Origin of the sequence: Shewanella algidipiscicola, from assembly GCF_900380485.1 — a bacterium.
Lineage (GTDB): Bacteria > Pseudomonadota > Gammaproteobacteria > Enterobacterales > Shewanellaceae > Shewanella > Shewanella algidipiscicola.
Window position 1 is genome coordinate 72,131 of the sequence record NZ_OXJV01000001.1, and the last position, 17,228, is coordinate 89,358.

Here is a 17,228-nt window from a genome sequence, read left to right on the forward strand (position 1 = left end):
CAATAATACTTAATTGATACAAAGGGGGCCTAGGTGATACCGCCTAGGCCCCTAAGTATTACAAGATAAAGCGGCTTAAGTCTTCGTCTTGTACCAAGTTATCTAGGTGTGCATTAACGTAGTCAGCGTCGATAATGGTGCTGCTACCCGATTTATCCGACGCTTCAAAAGAGAGCTCTTCCATTAGGCGCTCCATCACAGTGTGTAGACGACGTGCGCCGATGTTTTCGGTGCGCTCGTTAACCTGCCATGCAGCTTGAGCTATGCGCTCTATGCCCGATTCGGTAAACTCAATCTTAACGCCTTCGGTTGCCATGAGCGCTACGTATTGCTCGGTGAGCGAGGCGTGCGGCTCGGTCAAAATGCGTTTAAAGTCATCGGCCGATAGCGCTTGTAGTTCGACGCGGATCGGCAGACGCCCCTGCAGCTCTGGGATCAAATCTGACGGTTTAGACATCTGGAATGCACCAGAGGCGATAAACAAAATATGGTCGGTTTTTACCATGCCATGTTTAGTGGTGACAGTGCAGCCCTCAACCAGCGGCAGTAGGTCACGTTGTACCCCTTCGCGTGAGACATCAGGACCTGATGACTCGCCGCGCTTACAAATTTTGTCAATCTCATCAAGAAACACGATGCCGTGCTGCTCAACCAACTCAATGGCTTGCTCTTTTAGGTCATCCTGATTCACCAGCTTAGCGGCTTCCTCTTCGATAAGTAGCTTGTAAGCTTCCTTGATGGGCATCTTGCGGCGCTTACTGGCGCCTGGGCCCATGTTTTGGAACAGGCTTTGCAGCTGATTGGTCATCTCTTCCATGCCGGGAGGCGACATGATTTCGATACCCATTTGCGGCGCCGAGATGTCAATTTCAATCTCTTTATCGTCTAGCTGGCCTTCGCGTAACTTCTTACGAAAGACCTGACGCGTGGCCGAGTCATCTTTACTTTCGCTGTCCCAATCTTCTTTAGGCTTAGGCAGTAATGCATCGAGAATGCGCTCTTCAGCCGCTTCTTCGGCTCTGAATTTGCATTTGATCATCTGCTCTTCGCGGGTCAGGTTTATGGCGGCATCGGTAAGATCGCGAATGATCTGCTCAACTTCTTTACCGACATAGCCCACTTCGGTGAACTTGGTCGCTTCGACTTTGATAAAAGGCGCCTTGGCCAGCTTGGCTAAACGGCGAGCAATTTCAGTTTTACCGACACCGGTTGGGCCGATCATCAGAATATTCTTGGGGGTGACCTCTTGGCGCAGATCTTCATTAAGCTGCATACGGCGCCAGCGATTACGCAGGGCGATGGCGACAGAGCGTTTTGCCGCTTGTTGGCCAATGATATGACTGTCCAGTTCGTGAACAATCTCTCTAGGAGTCATCTCAGACATAGTTTTCCCTTAATGCATGCTGCATAGGTTATTGATCTCGAGCTGAGCTCAAGATCAGTAATTCAGTTCTTCTATCGTTTTGAATTGGTTGGTGAACACGCAGATATCACCAGCAATAGTTAACGATTTCTCGGCGATCTCTTTCGCGCTGAGCTCGGTATTCTCAAGCAGTGCAGTGGCCGCGGCTTGGGCAAAGTTGCCCCCAGAGCCTATGGCGATAAGATCGTTCTCTGGTTGCACTACGTCACCGTTACCTGTGATGATCAACGAGCATTCGCTATCGGCTACGGCTAATAGGGCTTCGAGCTTGCGTAGCACCTTGTCTGAACGCCAATCTTTGGCCATTTCGACCGCGGCGCGCATCAGTTGTCCTTGGTGCATCTCTAACTTTGCTTCGAAGCGCTCAAACAGGGTAAATGCATCGGCAGTACCGCCAGCAAATCCGGCGAGTACTTTATTGTGGTAAAGGCGTCGAACCTTTTTTGCGTTTCCTTTCATCACTGTATTTCCCAGTGAGACTTGGCCATCACCGGCAATGACAACTTGATTGTTGCGACGTACTGAAACGATTGTGGTCACGATATTTCCTCTTCTCTAGCCGAGGGGTAGGAAACCCTTCGGTGGACAATATTTAAGATATGGGGGACAGCCGTTAAAAATTCAAGGCAAGTGAGTGGTCGTTGTTAGCGTTTGGCGTTTTTTAATGTGAAAGCTGGGTCGGTTGCGGCATTTTTCAGCATTACTTACCAAGGAAGAAGGATAACAAAAACGGGCATAAGGCCCGTTTTTGTGAGAAAAGGCTTAGTCACCTTCCCAAAACCAAATTTGGCAGCCATTGAGACCACCGCGTTGTAGCACATGGCGCTGTCTTTCGGCCACGCGCTTACGCTCGTAAGGGCCGAGTACCACCTTGTACCACATGCCTTTGGTGCCTTGAACTTTTCGCACTTGAGCTTCGAGTCCTTGAAAGGCAATCATGGCTTTCATCTCATTGGCTTGGGATTCTTTTCTAAAGGATCCGCACTGCATCTGATAGGGACGGGTCGGTTGGGTCTGCTCTGGAATATCGACTTCGACGCGCTTATTTTCGAGCTCGCGCTGATAAGTCCACTCCTCTTTGGGTTTGGGCGGCAGCGCGTTAGGGTCACGTTTTTCAACCTTAGGTTGCACTACTGGCTTAGCCGCAGGGGCTGGTACTTGTTCGTCGGCGCTATCGTTAATGCTCCAGAGAAAATAACCAAAGCCGCCCAGCAGGGCGACCGTCACTAAGGTCAGCAGTATCGGGAAGCGTCGTGGCGCTTGGGCGGCAGATTTCCCTCTACCACCTCGGGGCCGGCTTTTATTGGCCGGCTTTCTGTTGGCGTAGTCGCGATTGCTCATGTTACCGCCTTACGTTACATGCGCTCTAAGGTGTCGATACCGAGTAGGTCTAGACCTTGCTTCAATGTGTTGGCGGTCAGTTGCGATAAGAGCAAACGGCTCTTCTTCTCGGCCTCTGAATCGGCGGCGAGTACTGGGCAGGCCTCATAAAAGCTAGAGAATGCCCCCGCAAGTTCAAATAGGTAACCACATAAGGCATGAGGTTGACCTTTGTCGACCATGCGATTAAGCACTTCGCCAAACTGAGCCAATTTAGTGCCTAACTCTTTCTCTTTGTCATGCTCAAGAGTGATGCTGGCATCGCTTAAATCGACATCTGCCGCACGCTTGAATATCCCCGCGATGCGGGTATAGGCATAAAGTAGGTAAGGTGCGGTATTGCCTTCGAAGCTGAGCATCTGCTCAAAGCTGAAGATGTAATCGCTGGTGCGGTTTTTCGACAGGTCGGCATATTTGACCGAGCTTATGCCCACGACTTTAGCGATCTGCTCTAGCTCGGCTTGATCCATATCTGGGTTTTTGCTGCGCACTAATTCTAATGCGCGCGTTTCAGCTTCGCTGAGTAGATCCACCAGTTTCACGACGCCACCCGAGCGGGTCTTGAATGGTCGGCCATCTTCGCCGTTCATGGTGCCAAAGCCCATATGCTCTAAGCTCATGTTCAGATTAACAAAGTTGGCTTTGCGCGCTAAATTAAACACTTGCTGGAAGTGTAGCCCTTGGCGTAGATCGACAAAGTAGAGCGCGCGATCGGCTTTAAGCACATTTGAGCGATAACGCATCGCCGCCAAATCACTGGTGGCGTACAGATAACCGCCATCGGCTTTTTGGATGATAACCGGCAGCGGCTCACCCTCTTTGGTTTTAAATTCGTCTTGAAACACCACTTTAGCGCCATTGCTTTCAGACAATAGGCCTTGTGCATCAAGGTCGGCCACCACTTGGGCTAAATCGTCGTTGTAAGCACTTTCACCGCGCACATCGGCGCGGGTCAGGCTCACGCCTAAACGCTCATACACTTGATGGCAGTGGCTTAAGGATATGTCGTTAAACTCGCGCCATAATTTGTTGCAGTACTCATCGCCTGATTGCAGTTCAACCACCAATTTACGGGCGCGGGTGGCAAACTCTTCTGACTCATCGAAGCGCACTTTGGCGGCGCGGTAGAAACTTTCAAGATCTGACAGTTCCATTTTGGCTTGCTCGCCTTTCGCGGCGCGCAGCTCTTCCATGTAAGCCAGCAACATGCCGAACTGGGTGCCCCAATCGCCCACATGGTTTTGACGGATCACCTTGTGTCCTTGAAATTCCAGCGCGCGTACCACACTGTCACCAATGATGGTTGAACGTAGGTGACCTACGTGCATCTCTTTGGCAAGGTTGGGTGACGAGTAGTCAACCACCACGGTTTGCGGTGTGGGGAGTACGACACCGAGGTGATCGTCTTTGAGCGCTGTCATTAGCTGTGTGGCTAAGGCATTGTCATCAATAAAGAAGTTGATAAAGCCTGGCCCTGCAATTTCCACTTTAGCCACTTGGCTGTCTTGCGGCAAACTGTCGATGATCAGCTGGGCCAACTCACGCGGATTTTTGCGCGCCACTTTAGTCAACATCATGGCTAAGTTAGTGGCAAAATCACCGTGGGTTTTGTCTTTAGTTCGGTCGACTTGAATGCGCGCTTCAAAATCGGCAGGCACGATCTCCTGCTGCTTTAGGGTCTGAATGGCTTGTTCGAGCAAAGATTGAATATGTGATTTCATTGGCGTTTAATCGACAGTTACTTAAAGATAAAAAGATTCAGGGATAACCGTACATTTTAGCCGCTAGTGGTGGCTAATTGCTATCCTCTGGCATGAATTTTATATGCTATTTGGCATATTTTTTATTACAACAGATCTTGCGGGTCGCGATCTAAGCTCCAGCGGCACTTTTTGGCCAAGGGTAAGGCTTCGATTTGTGGCAGCGCGGCCTCAAACGATTTTTGTAGTAGGCTGCGCTCTTGGGTTTGAAACATCAATTGGCGGCGAAACTTGCCGGCTTTCTTGTCCATGGGCGCAGGCATGGGGCCTATCACCTCACACTGCTCATTTTGTGGCAAAATAGCGGCAATCTGCTGTAAAAACTCGTCAGCATCTTCGGCGCGATGGGCTTCGGCGCGCAGCAGCAACATGTGCCATGCGGGTGGCAACAAGGCTTGTTTTCGCTCCTCTAATTGACCCCGAGCAAACTCACCGTAACCTTTGTGCATCAGCTCGCGCAAGATGGGATTATCGCACTGATGGGTCTGTAATAATACCGTGCCGGCTTTACTGGCTCGCCCTGCGCGTCCCGATACTTGGGTATACAACTGGCCAAAGCGCTCTGGCGCGCGAAAATCGGCGCTAAAGAGGGCGCCGTCTACGTCTAGCAGCCCCACTAAGGTGACATCGGGAAAATGATGCCCTTTTGCCAGCATCTGAGTGCCGACCAGGATTTTATACTCCCCCTTGTGGATGGCGTTGAGATGCCCTTCGAGCGCCCCTTTGCGGCTGGTGGTGTCACGGTCGATGCGCACCACAGGATATTGGGGAAACTCTTTCGCTAATGCCTCGGCTAATTGTTCTGTGCCCACACCTTGACCCATTAACATGGTGCTACCACATTGGTGGCACTGGCGCGGTATGGCGTACTGGTTGCCACAATGATGACAGCGAATTTCGCCCAATGATTGATGCACAGTAAAAAAGGCATCACAACGGTCACACTCATGCAGGTGGCCACATTCGTGGCACAACAGGGCGGGGGCGAATCCACGGCGATTGAGAAACAGCAGCACCTGATTGCCCGCATCGAGGTGAATACGCATCTCATTGAGTAGGGCATGAGACAGCCCATTTTTGAGCGGCTGATTACGAATATCGATAATACCTTGACGCACTTTTTCGGCCGCGCCCGCGCGCTCCCCTAAACTTAGGTGTTGGTAGCGACCGCTGAGGGCATTTTGCAGGGTTTCCAGTGACGGCGTGGCGCTGCCCAGTAATACGGGAATTTTTTCTAAATGGCCGCGCATCACGGCTAAATCGCGGGCGTGATAGCCCACCCCCTCTTGCTGTTTAAAGCTGCTATCGTGCTCTTCATCTAAGATGATAATGCCGGGATAACGCATCGGGGTGAACAGCGCCGAGCGCGTGCCAATAATAATAGCCGCTTCGCCGGCGCGCGCCTGCCGCCAGGCGCTAAGGCGCTGATTATCGGTTAGTCCAGAGTGGATCACCGCGACCTGCACCTTAAAACGTTGCTTAAACCGGCTGATGGTTTGCGGTGTTAGGCCAATTTCAGGCACCAAAATGAGTGCTTGCTTCCCCTGTTTGAGCACGGTTTCTAGTAAGGCCAAATACACCTCTGTCTTGCCCGAGCCGGTGATCCCTTCGAGTAAGGTGCAGTGATAGCCTGTTTGCTGATTGAGGGTGGCCACCGCAATGGCCTGTTCTGGATTGAGCCTATGGGGCTCTTCATCTAGGGTTAAGTTGTCGCGCCAGCTAAGGTCGAGTTGATTGGCTCTGTCTTGGTGGGTTATCCAGCCACGCTCCTGCAATGCTTTTAGCGCGGGTTTACTCAGTTCGAGCGCGTTTAATTCTTCTTGAGTCAGCTCACCTTGCAGCAAATGTTGCATCACTTTGCGTTGGGCTGGCGCGCGCTTTAAGGTGTCGAGATCGGCAGCGTGCCCTGCGCTGGTTAAACACCAAAAACGGGTGCTTTCGGCGCTAACCTGTGCGCCTTTACGTAGGGCGACTGGCAGAGCTTGGGAGAGCATTTGGCCCACACTGCAAAAATAGTAGCGCGCCGCCCATTGAGTCAGTTGATATAAAGAGTCGGGCAGCAGTGGCTCAGTATCTAAAAATTCGCTTACCGATTTTATCTGCTGTGGCGCTAAGTCACAGGTGTCAGTGATCCCGGTCACCAAGCCAATAAGTTGCTGACGACCGAAAGGGACTTTCACGCGCACGCCTTTGACCGCCAGATGGCTGTCGCTCTCTTTGACGCGATAACTAAAGTTTTGGCGTAGCGGGACGGGCAGGGCAACTTCGACAAACAAAGACATAAAACCAGACAAGCAAACTTAAGGTAGAGCAAGTGTAACCAGCGTACATCGTTAGGGCTACCACTATCTTTTATAGGCGACGGTTTTACCCTATTTTCGGGAGCTTAGTGGCGTTGTGGTCACTGTTGCTGGGGATAAATAGATTGAATCGTTAGCAGGATTTGTGCTTAATAGTTGTACGGTTATGACGATAAGAATGCGGCTATGAAAACTCTGGTATATCCCTTATTACTCCTGCTGCTATCGCTGAGTCACTTTAGCTGGGCGGCAGTGACTCATGTGAGCATTAATCAAATGCAATTTCACCTCGGATTAAACCCTAAGCTCAAGCTCAATATTGTGACCGACCAACCGAGTGTCGATAAATTGCAGTTTGTGGTGGCGCAACAAAGTGGTCAAGAGCGTTTAATGGTCACACCGGTGAATAATTTTATGTTGCAGCTTACCGGCCTTGAGGATGTGACAGACGCCAATGCCGAGTTAATTGTGCAGGAGTACCATGTTAACCAATGGCGTGAGGTTAAGCGGATTACACTGTTTGATGCGACGCGGGTACCTACCAAGCCTAAGCCAAGCATCACGGCCAAGCCGCTGGTGGCAAGCAATACGCTAAGCAGTGAATCGCCAAAGCCTTTAAAAGAGCAGCAAAAGGCTCCACAAGGGGATGTGGCAGCGGATTTGGTGCAGGCCGATTGTGAGTTAAACTACGAGGCGCAGCAAACCCTATGGCGTATCGCCAGTGCCTATGCCAAGTCATGGCAACTTAGCCCTTATGGCGCCATGTTGGCAATTTTCGATGCTAACCCCAAGGCATTTAATCAAGGTGAGATCCATGGTCTGCGTGCCGATGTGGTGTTGCGTTGCCCATCACTGAGTGTGAAGGAGCGCTATCGTGATGCCAAGCAGGCTCAGCAGTTGTTTGAGTCTATGTAAGCTAAGCTATACAGATAGCTTGAGCCTAGGTAAGCGTCGTTGAGAGCTTAATGGGCGAGATCTGTTAAGAGGGGGGCAATATATTGGCGATGAGAATTACTCAGTTAGGTGCGGCCCATGCTTGTATCTCTTGCTTGTATCCTGTACTATCTCGCGCCTGAATATTCTATTAACTGCATGTGGTGTCCGACTTCGGGTTGGAAGAGCGACATGGCCTTTAACTTGAGGTAATCCCAATGAAACCAGGCATTCATCCTGATTATGCAGAAATCACTGCAACTTGTACTTGTGGCAACGTTATCAAAGTAAACTCAACTGCAGGTAAGCCACTGCATTTGGACGTATGTGGTGCATGTCACCCATTCTACACTGGTACCCAGAAAGTTATGGATACTGGCGGACGTATCGACAAGTTCAACAAGCGTTTCGGCGCTCTTGGCAAGAAGTAATTATTACTTTTGCAATGAACGTAAAAAAAGGTGCCTTAATGGCGCCTTTTTTGTTGCCTGCTGTGGGTGTTATTCACGGCGCATTATTGATTGTGGTGTAAGCGAAACCCTGACAGTATGTAAGCTAGATTTGATGTAACACAGCCGGTGTCAGTAACTATTTCAATGAATCATTATGCTAAAAGTTCAGGCTATCTAAGTAAGCCGCTAATCGAAGGATATGATTATAGATGAGCAGATATAGCAGATACGTACTCACCTTATTCGGTTTATTACCCTGCTATTGTTTTGCAGCTCAGCCCAGTGTCTGTGTGCCCACCCACTTCGATGAGACCGTGACCCTCAGTTATGTGATTGATGGTGATACGTTAGTCCTCAGTGATGATCGCCGGGTGCGGCTTATTGGCGTCGATGCACCAGAGATTGACTCGCAATATCCAGAGTTGTCCGAGCCGTTTGCCAATCAGGCGCGTCAGTTTGTACAGCAACAGCTTCAGGCCGGACAAACGTTACAATTAGCGTTCGATCGCAAACGCTTAGATCCCCACGGTAGAACCTTAGCCTATGTTTTCACTCAAGCGGGTGAGCATTTACAAGAGCTGCTGCTGAATCATGGCTATGCTAAAAGTCGGGTGTATCACAATGATTACTTCTGGCAATGTTTCGAAGCATTAGAGCGCCGATCAAGAGCAACAAAACAGGGATTATGGAGCCATCTTAGTTATCAACCGAAGCGAGTCGACCAACTTAACCGAGACGATTTGAACCGTTGGCGAGAGGTGGAGGGGACTGTGACCGGCTTTGAAAGAAAGGGGCAGTATTTATGGATCATTATCGATGAAAAATTTTACGTGGGCATACTTAGAGCAGAATCTGGTAAATTTAACAACATTTTGACCTTAGATTTGCTGCAAAGCCGCGTAATTGTGCGCGGGGAGTTGTATTATTCCTACAAAAAATGGCAGATGATAAGTTATCATCCATCACAGATAAGTTTGCAAAATGAGCCTTAGTTTGTTTAATGGCATAATAAACTGAAATTTTCTAATATCTTGTTTAAAAAGTGTGTTGATTCGAGTATCTTAGCCTCTAACGACGCTACAGCTTAGCTCTGTTTGACTCAGGCTGAGATAGTAGGGCGTTAAGACCTCACTCTAAGATTTAACTTGTCGCATTTTTCAGGATTATTAAGATGGCCGATTTTCGTCAACAAGCCCTTGACTACCATGAGTTCCCCGTTCCAGGTAAAACTGCAGTTAGCCTGACCAAGCCCGCTGAAACCAGTATGGACTTGGCGCTGGCGTATAGCCCAGGTGTCGCGGAGCCTGTCCGTGAAATTGCAGCCAATCCTGATAACGCCTATCGCTATACCGCTAAAGGTAACACGGTTGCAGTGATCTCTAACGGGACAGCCATTTTGGGTCTGGGTAACCTTGGTCCATTGGCATCTAAGCCTGTGATGGAAGGCAAGGCATTATTGTTCAAACATTTTGCCAATATCGATGCGACAGATATCGAAGTAAAACATCGCACAACAGAAGAGTTTATCAACACGGTAGAGGCCATTGCCGATACTTTTGGTGGTATAAACCTTGAAGATATCAAGGCTCCTGAGTGTTTTGAAATTGAAAAGGCCCTGATCGAGCGTTGTAACGTACCGGTATTTCATGATGACCAGCACGGTACAGCCATAGTTACCGCGGCGGGGATGATCAACGCGCTTGAGATCCAAGGTAAAAAACTGGAAGAAGCGGTCTTTGTTTGTATGGGCGCCGGCGCTGCCGCGATTGCCTGTATGACCATGCTCGTTAAGTGTGGCGTGCAGCGTGAAAACGTTTATATGCTCGACCGTAAAGGTGTTATCCACACTCGTCGTGAAGATATTAACGAGTACAAAGCTCTGTTTGCCAACAACACCGACAAACGTACCTTACAAGATGTGATCAAAGGTGCCGATGCGTTTTTAGGCCTATCTGGCCCTGATGTATTAACGGCTGACGATGTCCTATTGATGGCCGATAAGCCGGTGATTTTTGCTTGTTCTAATCCTGATCCTGAGATTAGACCCGATCTTGCCCATGACGTGCGCAAAGATCTGATCATGGGAACGGGCCGCAGTGATTATCCAAACCAAGTTAATAATGTCTTGTGTTTCCCGTTTATTTTCCGTGGTGCTCTCGATGTGCGCGCCTCACAAATTAACGATGAAATGAAAATTGCAGCAGTGCATGCGATCGCGGCATTGGCAAAGGAGCCAGTCCCCGCCAGCGTATTGGCCGCTTATCCAGATGTATCAGAGTTAAGATTTGGCCCTGAGTATGTCATTCCTAAACCCATGGATACACGTTTATTATCAAACGTGGCCAAGGCGGTAGCGCAAGCGGCTATCGACTCGGGCGTGGCGGCGATACAGACCTTGCCTGAACATTATATGGCGTAAGCGATATCCCGCTGATTGATTAAGGGCCTGAGGGCCCTTTTTTATTTGTGCCCAATAAGGTTTGTTTGTATGGTAATTAAGCTGATTTTGATTTTATCAGATCTACATTAGCCATTGGCTAACGACTGTAGATGAATCTTCGTCGCATTAATAAATTAACTATTTAATTTTATTGGTATAAAGCCAATAGCAGCAAAAATATAACAATAATTCTGCAGGAAGCGACATGAAAGCAACTGTACTATTAACCAAAAAGCTCACCGGTTTCTGGCTGCTATCGCTAGTGGCGATGGCTTTTATTTTTCTGCTGACCGCAGTGTTTAGTGTCATGCAACTGACCTATAAACAGCAGCAACAGCAAGTTTCGCAACTCAGCGCTATTTTGTCTCAGCATCAAACGCCAGCGCAATTACAACAGCTCGATCTTTGGCTACCACAACTCTTGTCGGCCTATCAGGCACAGCAGTTTGTGTTAACACGTCAAAATGACGTGCTTTACCGCTACGATAATCCTCTGCCAGAGCGGCGCGTTATTCGTTATGGGCGTGCCATCTTACCTGCTACGCCAATAACAAGTTTGTCGGCTACAAGCGATCAAGCAGAACTTAGGTTTGAGCTCAGTTTGCCCCGTCCGCTGCAATTCAATCAGATCAGTGGTTATGGCGGGTTGATTTTGCTGCTAGGCTTAACGGCTATCGCGATCTTTGTGCGTTGGGGCTACCTCTGGTTAGCCCAACAACTTGAAGGCGTTGAAGATTTAGCTAAACGCAGCCATCTCATCTTATCTGGCGATTATGACAAGGCCTTGGCGGAACGTGGTCATGGGCGACCAAGGTTGATCAATCGTGCCTTGACACAGTTGCTGCTGGAGCTCGATGATGCGCAAAAACAGCGAGCGCGTTTCGATCAAGTGATTCGCTCTAACACCTTTCTCGATCCCGCCACAGGCATAGGCAATCGGCTATTTTTGAAAAACCGTCTCGATGCGTTAAGTAACAACCAAGGGATGTTTGCTCCTGGGGTGCTGCTGTTATTAGAGATGGAAGATCTAGACCTATTACAGCAAGAACACGATGAGTTAGCCGTTCAAGAGATGCTGAGCCACACCATTAATGATATTAATCAGTTGCTCAACAATTACGCCAACAGTATTTTTTCACGCCGCTCCTATAACCAGTTTGCCATTGTGGTTCCGCAAATCTCCTTGGCCGATGTCGAAAAGCTAGTGGCGAAATTGCTGAAAGTTTGTTTGGCACAGCCTCTGGAGGGATTGGTTAATCGTGATGATTTTTTCCACATTGGCGTGGCGTATTTCAAGGTCGGCGACAGTAAAGAACAGTTGATTGAAGAGGCGGAGATGGCGTTACGTGCGGCGCAATTTCAGGGCGCTAGCGGCTGGTTTATGTATGATAAAGGTGCTGTCGATGAAGAGTTTGCCCGAGGTTCGGTGCGTTGGCGCAGCTTTTTAGAGTATGCGCTAGTTAACAAGCGGGTGGTTATCTATTCACAAGCAGTGCTAGACAGTGATGGGGTAGAGCACCACAGAGAGGTGTCGAGTAGGCTACGAGACAGTAAGGGCAATTTGGTTCGTGCCACCCTGTTTTTACCTATGGCGATTAAGTGTGGCCTCACCCCCCAAATTGAGCGTCAGGTGATAGAGGCGGTATTATTTGATCTACTGGGTAGTAATCCTCAAAATACTCAGCGTTACAGCATTAATCTCAGTCTCGATACCCTGACCAGCCGCGCGTTTATTCGTTGGTTTAAAACCACCTTGCTCGAATACCGTAACCTGGCATCAAAACTGATTATTGAGGTCAATGAAGATATTGTGGTCAATAATATCGAGCAGTTAACCCCTACGCTGAATATGATCAGTAAAATGGGCGCCAGCCTGTGTGTTGACCGAGTAGGACAACAGGTGGTGAGCATGCAATACATTACCAGCTGTAAATTCGATATCATTAAATTGCACCGTTCTATTGTGAGACAAATTCATTTACGCCAAGAAAATCAACTTTTTGTAAGAAGCCTTATCGGTGGTTTGTATCGCTCTGAAGTGCAAGTGTTTGCCGAAGCAATAGAATCATTTGAAGAGTGGCAAACGCTCAAAATTCTCGGGGTCAGTGCCGGGCAGGGGAGCCTGTTTAGCGATCCGGTGCAAGAAATATGATGCTAATAGCCAGCAGAGTTGCTTAAGTCAGGTATGCTAGAGCAAGGTAAAATTATAGCACTCGATGGCTATGGTTTTTTTCTATAAAATTAAGAAATTAGTCGTTACAATAACCACAGTATTTACGATGTTTTAAAACTGACCTTAGATTTAATATTGAGCTGTGATTAGATTATTCGGTGGTTTGGGTCATGTAACTCAGATTGAGTATAAAATAGTGGGCGTACCTTAATGCAACAACGTTTTTTGAGTAAGCTGGCCTTTTGGCAAAAATCACATTCTAGCGCTAAGGTCGGTATCTATATTGATGCCGATGAGATCACGGCTTATCAGGGAGGAGAATCGCCTAGCTTGATAAAAATCCCCTTGATTAAACAAGATTGGCAGCTTGCCTTCGCGACGCTTGCTACACAGATCCCGCGTGCCAACCTACACATAGTACTCAGCGATTGCTATTACCAATTGCTATTGGTCGACAAGCCACCAGTTGCGGATGAGGAGATGGGCCAAGCCCTATTGTGGTCAATTAAAGATATGGTGGCCAAGCCTGTTAACGAGCTGCACTTAGATTATTTTGAAGCGCCACAATCGCGAAGCAACAAGTTGACTGTGGTGGTGGTCGAGCGCGCCATGCTCAGCGCGTTGGCGTTGGCCGCTAAGCAGCATGAGATCACTATTGCCGGGATCGGTATAGAAGAGATAGCTATCAGTAATTATCAAGTCAGTGACAGCCAAGCGAGACTAGTGTTGTGCCATACGCCCAACAGTGATTTGATGCTGGCCGTGATTAAGCAGGGGCAACTGTTTATGCAGCGCAGCGTCAGAGGCTTTAATCAGATCAATACAGTATCGGCGGCCGATCTGCGCTTAGAGATTGCCGATAATCTCAGTATCGAGCTGCAACGCTCGATGGATTATTTTGAAAGCCAATTCCGTCAAGCGCCGGTCGCCTCGATCGACCTGCTAATGGAGGGCGATCGTAATGAGTTGGCTCACCTGTTATCGGCAAACTTTGATCAAAAAGTCGAGGTGATCCCCTGTGAGCGCGTGGCAGACAAACTGGCTGAGTTTGCATATGCCGAGTTTAGCCGTAATGCTCAACCGGAGGAGGCGTAGATGACGCAAAAACTCAGGGTTAACTTATTTCATCCCTCGCTGTTACCGCATCAATTACGGCTCTCTTTCACACGTTTATGCCAAGTGACGTTAGTGTTGGCATGCTTGCTATTGCTCGCCAGTGGCATCACCTATTGGAGCGTCGACCATTTGCAACAGCAGCATGCGCAATTAAGTGGCCAAAAGGTAGACTACGACCGCCAAAAAGCGCAGTTAGAGCAGCAGATAGCCGCGCGCAGCGCGTCATCGAATTTGGTGGCTCGGGTGGATTTGGTGACCCAGCAGCTTGAGCTGAAACGCCAATTACTGGGAGAGCTCGGCCATGTGCAAGCGCTGACCAGTCACGGTTATTCCTCCTTATTAACTGACTTGGCTAGCGTAGCAGACAGCAGCACTTGGCTGACGCGAATTCAGGTTATGGAAAAACAATTTATATTTGAAGGCTACAGTAGCGCGCCGCAGGATGTGCCGCGTTGGGTTGAGCGTCTAAAACGGGTCGACACCTTAAAAGGTCAAGCCTTTAGCACCTTGACCATCAATCGGGGTGAAGAAGAGCCGTTGTCATTTGTGCTTCGCAGTGAAGCCTCGAAGGAGCCGAATCAATGAAGCCATTATGGTCCCAATGGGGGGCGCAGTTTAACCAACTCACCCAGCGCGAGCGGGTGATGATTGTAAGTGCCACGATTGCCATCATAGGTGTGCTACTCTATTTTCCATTAGAGTCATTATTACTCAAACGTGATGCACTGCAGCGGCAAGTGAGTACCCTAGCCTCTGAAAATAAGATATCAATACAACAAATTGATCTCTATCAGCAGCGATTAACCCAAGACCCCGACAAAGAATATCGGCAACGATTAACCACGTTAGAGCAACAACTGGCGGATATCGACCAACAGCTGTCGTTTCAGATGGTAGACATGGTGCCTGCCGAACATATGCCGGCGATGTTGAGCCGATTGCTGGGGCAGATCAAAGGAGTGAAATTACACTCGTTCGATACACTCGCACCACAACCTTTACTGGCGGTAGCTGACAAAGATAAGCTGAATTTGTACAGCCATGGCATCAAACTCACCTTTGTTGGCGACTATTTTTCCACCCTTAAATTTATTCAGGCGGTGGAAAATATGCCGAATAAGCTTTATTGGAAGCAGCTAGATTACACCGTTGATGAATACCCGAAGGCCAATGTGGTTTTGGAGTTATACACCTTAAGTATCAATAAGGACTTTATCAGTGTTGCTAAATAAGATGAAATCTGGCTTAGCCTTGTTGATCACTTGTGCCAGTATGCTGGTCATCACGGTACAGGCGCAATCGTTACGGGATCCCACTCAACCTGGGGTCGGTGCGGTGTCGCACTCAGTCAGTCAGCAACAAGGTACTGACACGCTCAAATTAAACAGTGTATTGATATCGGATAACAGCGCGACCGCGATTTTTAATAACAAGATGTTCACCCTAGGTGACCGGGTACAAGGGGTCAAAATAGTGCGCATTAATGCCAGCGGCGTGTGGTTAGCCGATGGCCGACACTTCACCTTGTACCAAGCCGTAACAGAGACTAAGGGACAATAAATGACCGCAGTAAGAACCATAACGCCATTACTGGTGCTGCTATTAGCGGCATGTCAGACAACGGATCGTCCGCAGCCTGTAGAAGCCAAATCGGCATTATCAAGCTCCATCGCTCAGCAGCAAGTTCAGGCGGAGATACCACCTGCAGCTAAGATGCCCGATTCTGTGCAGCGTGAGCTCGCTTCAGCGTCAATGCTGGGCAGCGTGGCCCCCATGATGCCTCCAGAGCGGCGCTTTGATGTGTCTGCCAATGATGTTGATGCAAAGGTGTTTTTCCCAAGCTTAGTGCAAGGCACGCCGCTGAGCGTGGCGGTACATCCTAATGTCAGTGGCTCGATTTCACTGTCACTAAAAGGGGTGACCCTGAGTGAAGCCTTGCAAGTCGTGGAAGATATTTATGGTTATGAAGTAAGCCGTGATGGGCGTATTTTACGCGTCTATCCTGCGGGGATGCGCACCGAAACTTTCGCGCTCAATTACCTGCACATGGAGCGCAATGGCCTCTCACTAACCTCAGTCAACTCGGGGAGGATCTCCGATACCAATAACTCAAACAGCAATAGCAATAACAACGGTAACAATAATAACGGTAACTTGGGCTCCAATAACGATTCGAGCAATAACAGTAATAACAACAGTAACGACACCACCAATGGTACCTTTATCCGTTCGACCACCAAAAGTGATTTTTGGGGCGATTTGAAAGAGACCTTAGTGTCGATTGTTGGCGAGACAGGTAACGGTCGCCAAGTGGTTATTACCCCGCAAGCTGGCTTAGTGACGATTCGCGCCTTTCCTAATGAGTTGCGTCAGGTGAAAACTTTTTTACAAACGGCCGAGAGTCACCTACAACGCCAAGTGATCCTAGAAGCCAAAATTTTAGAAGTGACCCTGTCGGACGACTATCAACAGGGGATCCAGTGGCAAAATGTCGTGGGTTCCGCTTTAGCCAATGGTAATACCAAGGTTAATTTTGGAACCTCGGCGGGCACGTTTGGCGATCAGATCACTGCCGCTTTAGGAGGCGTGACCTCATTACAAATCACTGGCAGTGATTTTGCCAGTATGATCACTCTGCTCGATACCCAAGGCGATGTTGATGTGCTCTCTAGCCCAAGGGTGACCGCCTCGAATAACCAAAAGGCGGTGATCAAAGTGGGTAGCGACGAGTATTTTGTCACCGATGTGTCTTCAACTACCGTGGCTGGCACTACGCCTGTGACCACCCCCGAGGTAGAATTGACGCCATTTTTCTCGGGTATCGCCTTGGATGTTACGCCGCAAATCGATGCTGAAGGTAATGTGCTGCTGCATATTCACCCCTCAGTTATCGATATTAAAGAGCAAAACAAATCCATTAAAATTTCTAACAGTACCCTAGAGCTACCGCTGGCAAAAAGTGAGATCCGCGAGTCCGATACTGTGATTAAGGCCCGTACTGGTGATGTGGTGGTGATCGGTGGTTTGATGAAGAGTGAAACCCTTGAACTGGTCTCTAAAGTGCCATTGCTTGGGGATATTCCTTTTCTGGGCGAAGCCTTTACTAATCGGGTAAATTCTTTAAAGAAAACCGAGCTGGTGATTCTACTCAAACCTACCGTAGTCGGTGCCGATACTTGGAAAGCTGAGCTTGAACGCTCAAAAGCCTTGCTCGACCGCTGGTATCCTGAGCCAATAAAGGAGTAGCGTCA

General features: G+C 48.8%; 15 protein-coding genes. 10 read left to right on the top strand and 5 right to left on the bottom strand.

Annotation, left to right across the window (positions count from 1 at the left end):
- Positions 1–58 precede the first annotated feature (58 nt).
- From hslU to priA, 5 genes are all read right to left on the bottom strand, one after another.
- On the bottom strand, positions 59–1,384 hold the full coding sequence (gene hslU / locus DN599_RS00340; protein ID WP_110455680.1) for an HslU--HslV peptidase ATPase subunit: 1,326 nt from the start codon (positions 1,382–1,384) through the stop codon (positions 59–61).
- 54 nt (positions 1,385–1,438) lie between these two features.
- Complete coding sequence (gene hslV, locus DN599_RS00345; protein WP_110455681.1) at positions 1,439–1,963, bottom strand: ATP-dependent protease subunit HslV; 525 nt, start codon at positions 1,961–1,963, stop codon at positions 1,439–1,441.
- Positions 1,964–2,185: 222 nt separating this feature from the next.
- Positions 2,186–2,764, bottom strand: coding sequence for an SPOR domain-containing protein (locus tag DN599_RS00350; protein WP_110455682.1), 579 nt, complete (start codon positions 2,762–2,764; stop codon positions 2,186–2,188).
- Positions 2,765–2,778: 14 nt separating this feature from the next.
- The gene (argS, locus tag DN599_RS00355) at positions 2,779–4,524 is read right to left on the bottom strand and encodes an arginine--tRNA ligase (RefSeq protein WP_110455683.1); all 1,746 of its coding nucleotides are present in this window, start codon (positions 4,522–4,524) and stop codon (positions 2,779–2,781) included.
- Between the two features lie 125 nt (positions 4,525–4,649).
- Positions 4,650–6,845, bottom strand: a complete 2,196-nt coding sequence (priA, locus tag DN599_RS00360) for a primosomal protein N' (RefSeq protein ID WP_110455684.1) — start codon at positions 6,843–6,845, stop codon at positions 4,650–4,652.
- Between the two features lie 204 nt (positions 6,846–7,049).
- Between priA and DN599_RS00365 the strand changes: the two genes are divergently transcribed.
- From DN599_RS00365 to mshL, 10 genes are all read left to right on the top strand, one after another.
- Complete coding sequence (locus DN599_RS00365; protein ID WP_110455685.1) at positions 7,050–7,778, top strand: FimV/HubP family polar landmark protein; 729 nt, start codon at positions 7,050–7,052, stop codon at positions 7,776–7,778.
- 236 nt (positions 7,779–8,014) lie between these two features.
- The gene (rpmE, locus tag DN599_RS00370) at positions 8,015–8,227 is read left to right on the top strand and encodes a 50S ribosomal protein L31 (protein WP_110455686.1); all 213 of its coding nucleotides are present in this window, start codon (positions 8,015–8,017) and stop codon (positions 8,225–8,227) included.
- A 230-nt stretch (positions 8,228–8,457) separates the two neighbouring features.
- A complete protein-coding gene (locus tag DN599_RS00375) occupies positions 8,458–9,240 on the top strand; it encodes a thermonuclease family protein (protein WP_110455687.1) in 783 nt (260 codons plus the stop codon).
- Positions 9,241–9,419: 179 nt separating this feature from the next.
- Positions 9,420–10,667: a malic enzyme-like NAD(P)-binding protein gene (locus DN599_RS00380; RefSeq protein WP_110455688.1), complete on the top strand. Its 1,248-nt coding sequence runs from the start codon at positions 9,420–9,422 to the stop codon at positions 10,665–10,667.
- A 226-nt stretch (positions 10,668–10,893) separates the two neighbouring features.
- Positions 10,894–12,840 carry an RNase E specificity factor CsrD gene (gene csrD / locus DN599_RS00385; RefSeq protein ID WP_110455689.1) on the top strand — a complete coding sequence of 649 codons (1,947 nt, stop codon included), beginning with the start codon at positions 10,894–10,896 and terminating at the stop codon, positions 12,838–12,840.
- Between the two features lie 231 nt (positions 12,841–13,071).
- Complete coding sequence (locus DN599_RS00390; protein ID WP_110455690.1) at positions 13,072–13,956, top strand: MSHA biogenesis protein MshI; 885 nt, start codon at positions 13,072–13,074, stop codon at positions 13,954–13,956.
- Positions 13,957–14,562 carry a PilN domain-containing protein gene (locus DN599_RS00395; RefSeq protein ID WP_110455691.1) on the top strand — a complete coding sequence of 202 codons (606 nt, stop codon included), beginning with the start codon at positions 13,957–13,959 and terminating at the stop codon, positions 14,560–14,562.
- Complete coding sequence (locus DN599_RS00400) at positions 14,559–15,209, top strand: MSHA biogenesis protein MshJ (RefSeq protein ID WP_110455692.1); 651 nt, start codon at positions 14,559–14,561, stop codon at positions 15,207–15,209. The genes DN599_RS00395 and DN599_RS00400 overlap by 4 nt, the downstream gene beginning before the upstream one ends.
- Entirely contained in the window at positions 15,196–15,537 is a 342-nt protein-coding gene (locus DN599_RS00405) for an MSHA biogenesis protein MshK (protein ID WP_239473192.1), read from the top strand. Before DN599_RS00400 ends, DN599_RS00405 begins: the two co-directional genes overlap by 14 nt.
- Entirely contained in the window at positions 15,538–17,223 is a 1,686-nt protein-coding gene (mshL, locus tag DN599_RS00410) for a pilus (MSHA type) biogenesis protein MshL (protein ID WP_110455694.1), read from the top strand.
- Positions 17,224–17,228: the final 5 nt, after the last annotated feature.

Bases quoted from the DNA above. Each gene is read 5' to 3' on its own strand.
- hslU (WP_110455680.1), bottom strand. From the start codon at position 1,384: ATGTCTGAGATGACTCCTAGAGAGATTGTTCACGAACTGGACAGTCAT.
- DN599_RS00350 (WP_110455682.1), bottom strand. From the start codon at position 2,764: ATGAGCAATCGCGACTACGCCAACAGAAAGCCGGCCAATAAAAGCCGG.
- argS (WP_110455683.1), bottom strand. From the start codon at position 4,524: ATGAAATCACATATTCAATCTTTGCTCGAACAAGCCATTCAGACCCTA.
- priA (WP_110455684.1), bottom strand. From the start codon at position 6,845: ATGTCTTTGTTTGTCGAAGTTGCCCTGCCCGTCCCGCTACGCCAAAAC.
- DN599_RS00365 (WP_110455685.1), top strand. From the start codon at position 7,050: ATGAAAACTCTGGTATATCCCTTATTACTCCTGCTGCTATCGCTGAGT.
- rpmE (WP_110455686.1), top strand. From the start codon at position 8,015: ATGAAACCAGGCATTCATCCTGATTATGCAGAAATCACTGCAACTTGT.
- DN599_RS00375 (WP_110455687.1), top strand. From the start codon at position 8,458: ATGAGCAGATATAGCAGATACGTACTCACCTTATTCGGTTTATTACCC.
- DN599_RS00380 (WP_110455688.1), top strand. From the start codon at position 9,420: ATGGCCGATTTTCGTCAACAAGCCCTTGACTACCATGAGTTCCCCGTT.
- csrD (WP_110455689.1), top strand. From the start codon at position 10,894: ATGAAAGCAACTGTACTATTAACCAAAAAGCTCACCGGTTTCTGGCTG.
- DN599_RS00390 (WP_110455690.1), top strand. From the start codon at position 13,072: ATGCAACAACGTTTTTTGAGTAAGCTGGCCTTTTGGCAAAAATCACAT.
- DN599_RS00395 (WP_110455691.1), top strand. From the start codon at position 13,957: ATGACGCAAAAACTCAGGGTTAACTTATTTCATCCCTCGCTGTTACCG.
- DN599_RS00400 (WP_110455692.1), top strand. From the start codon at position 14,559: ATGAAGCCATTATGGTCCCAATGGGGGGCGCAGTTTAACCAACTCACC.
- mshL (WP_110455694.1), top strand. From the start codon at position 15,538: ATGACCGCAGTAAGAACCATAACGCCATTACTGGTGCTGCTATTAGCG.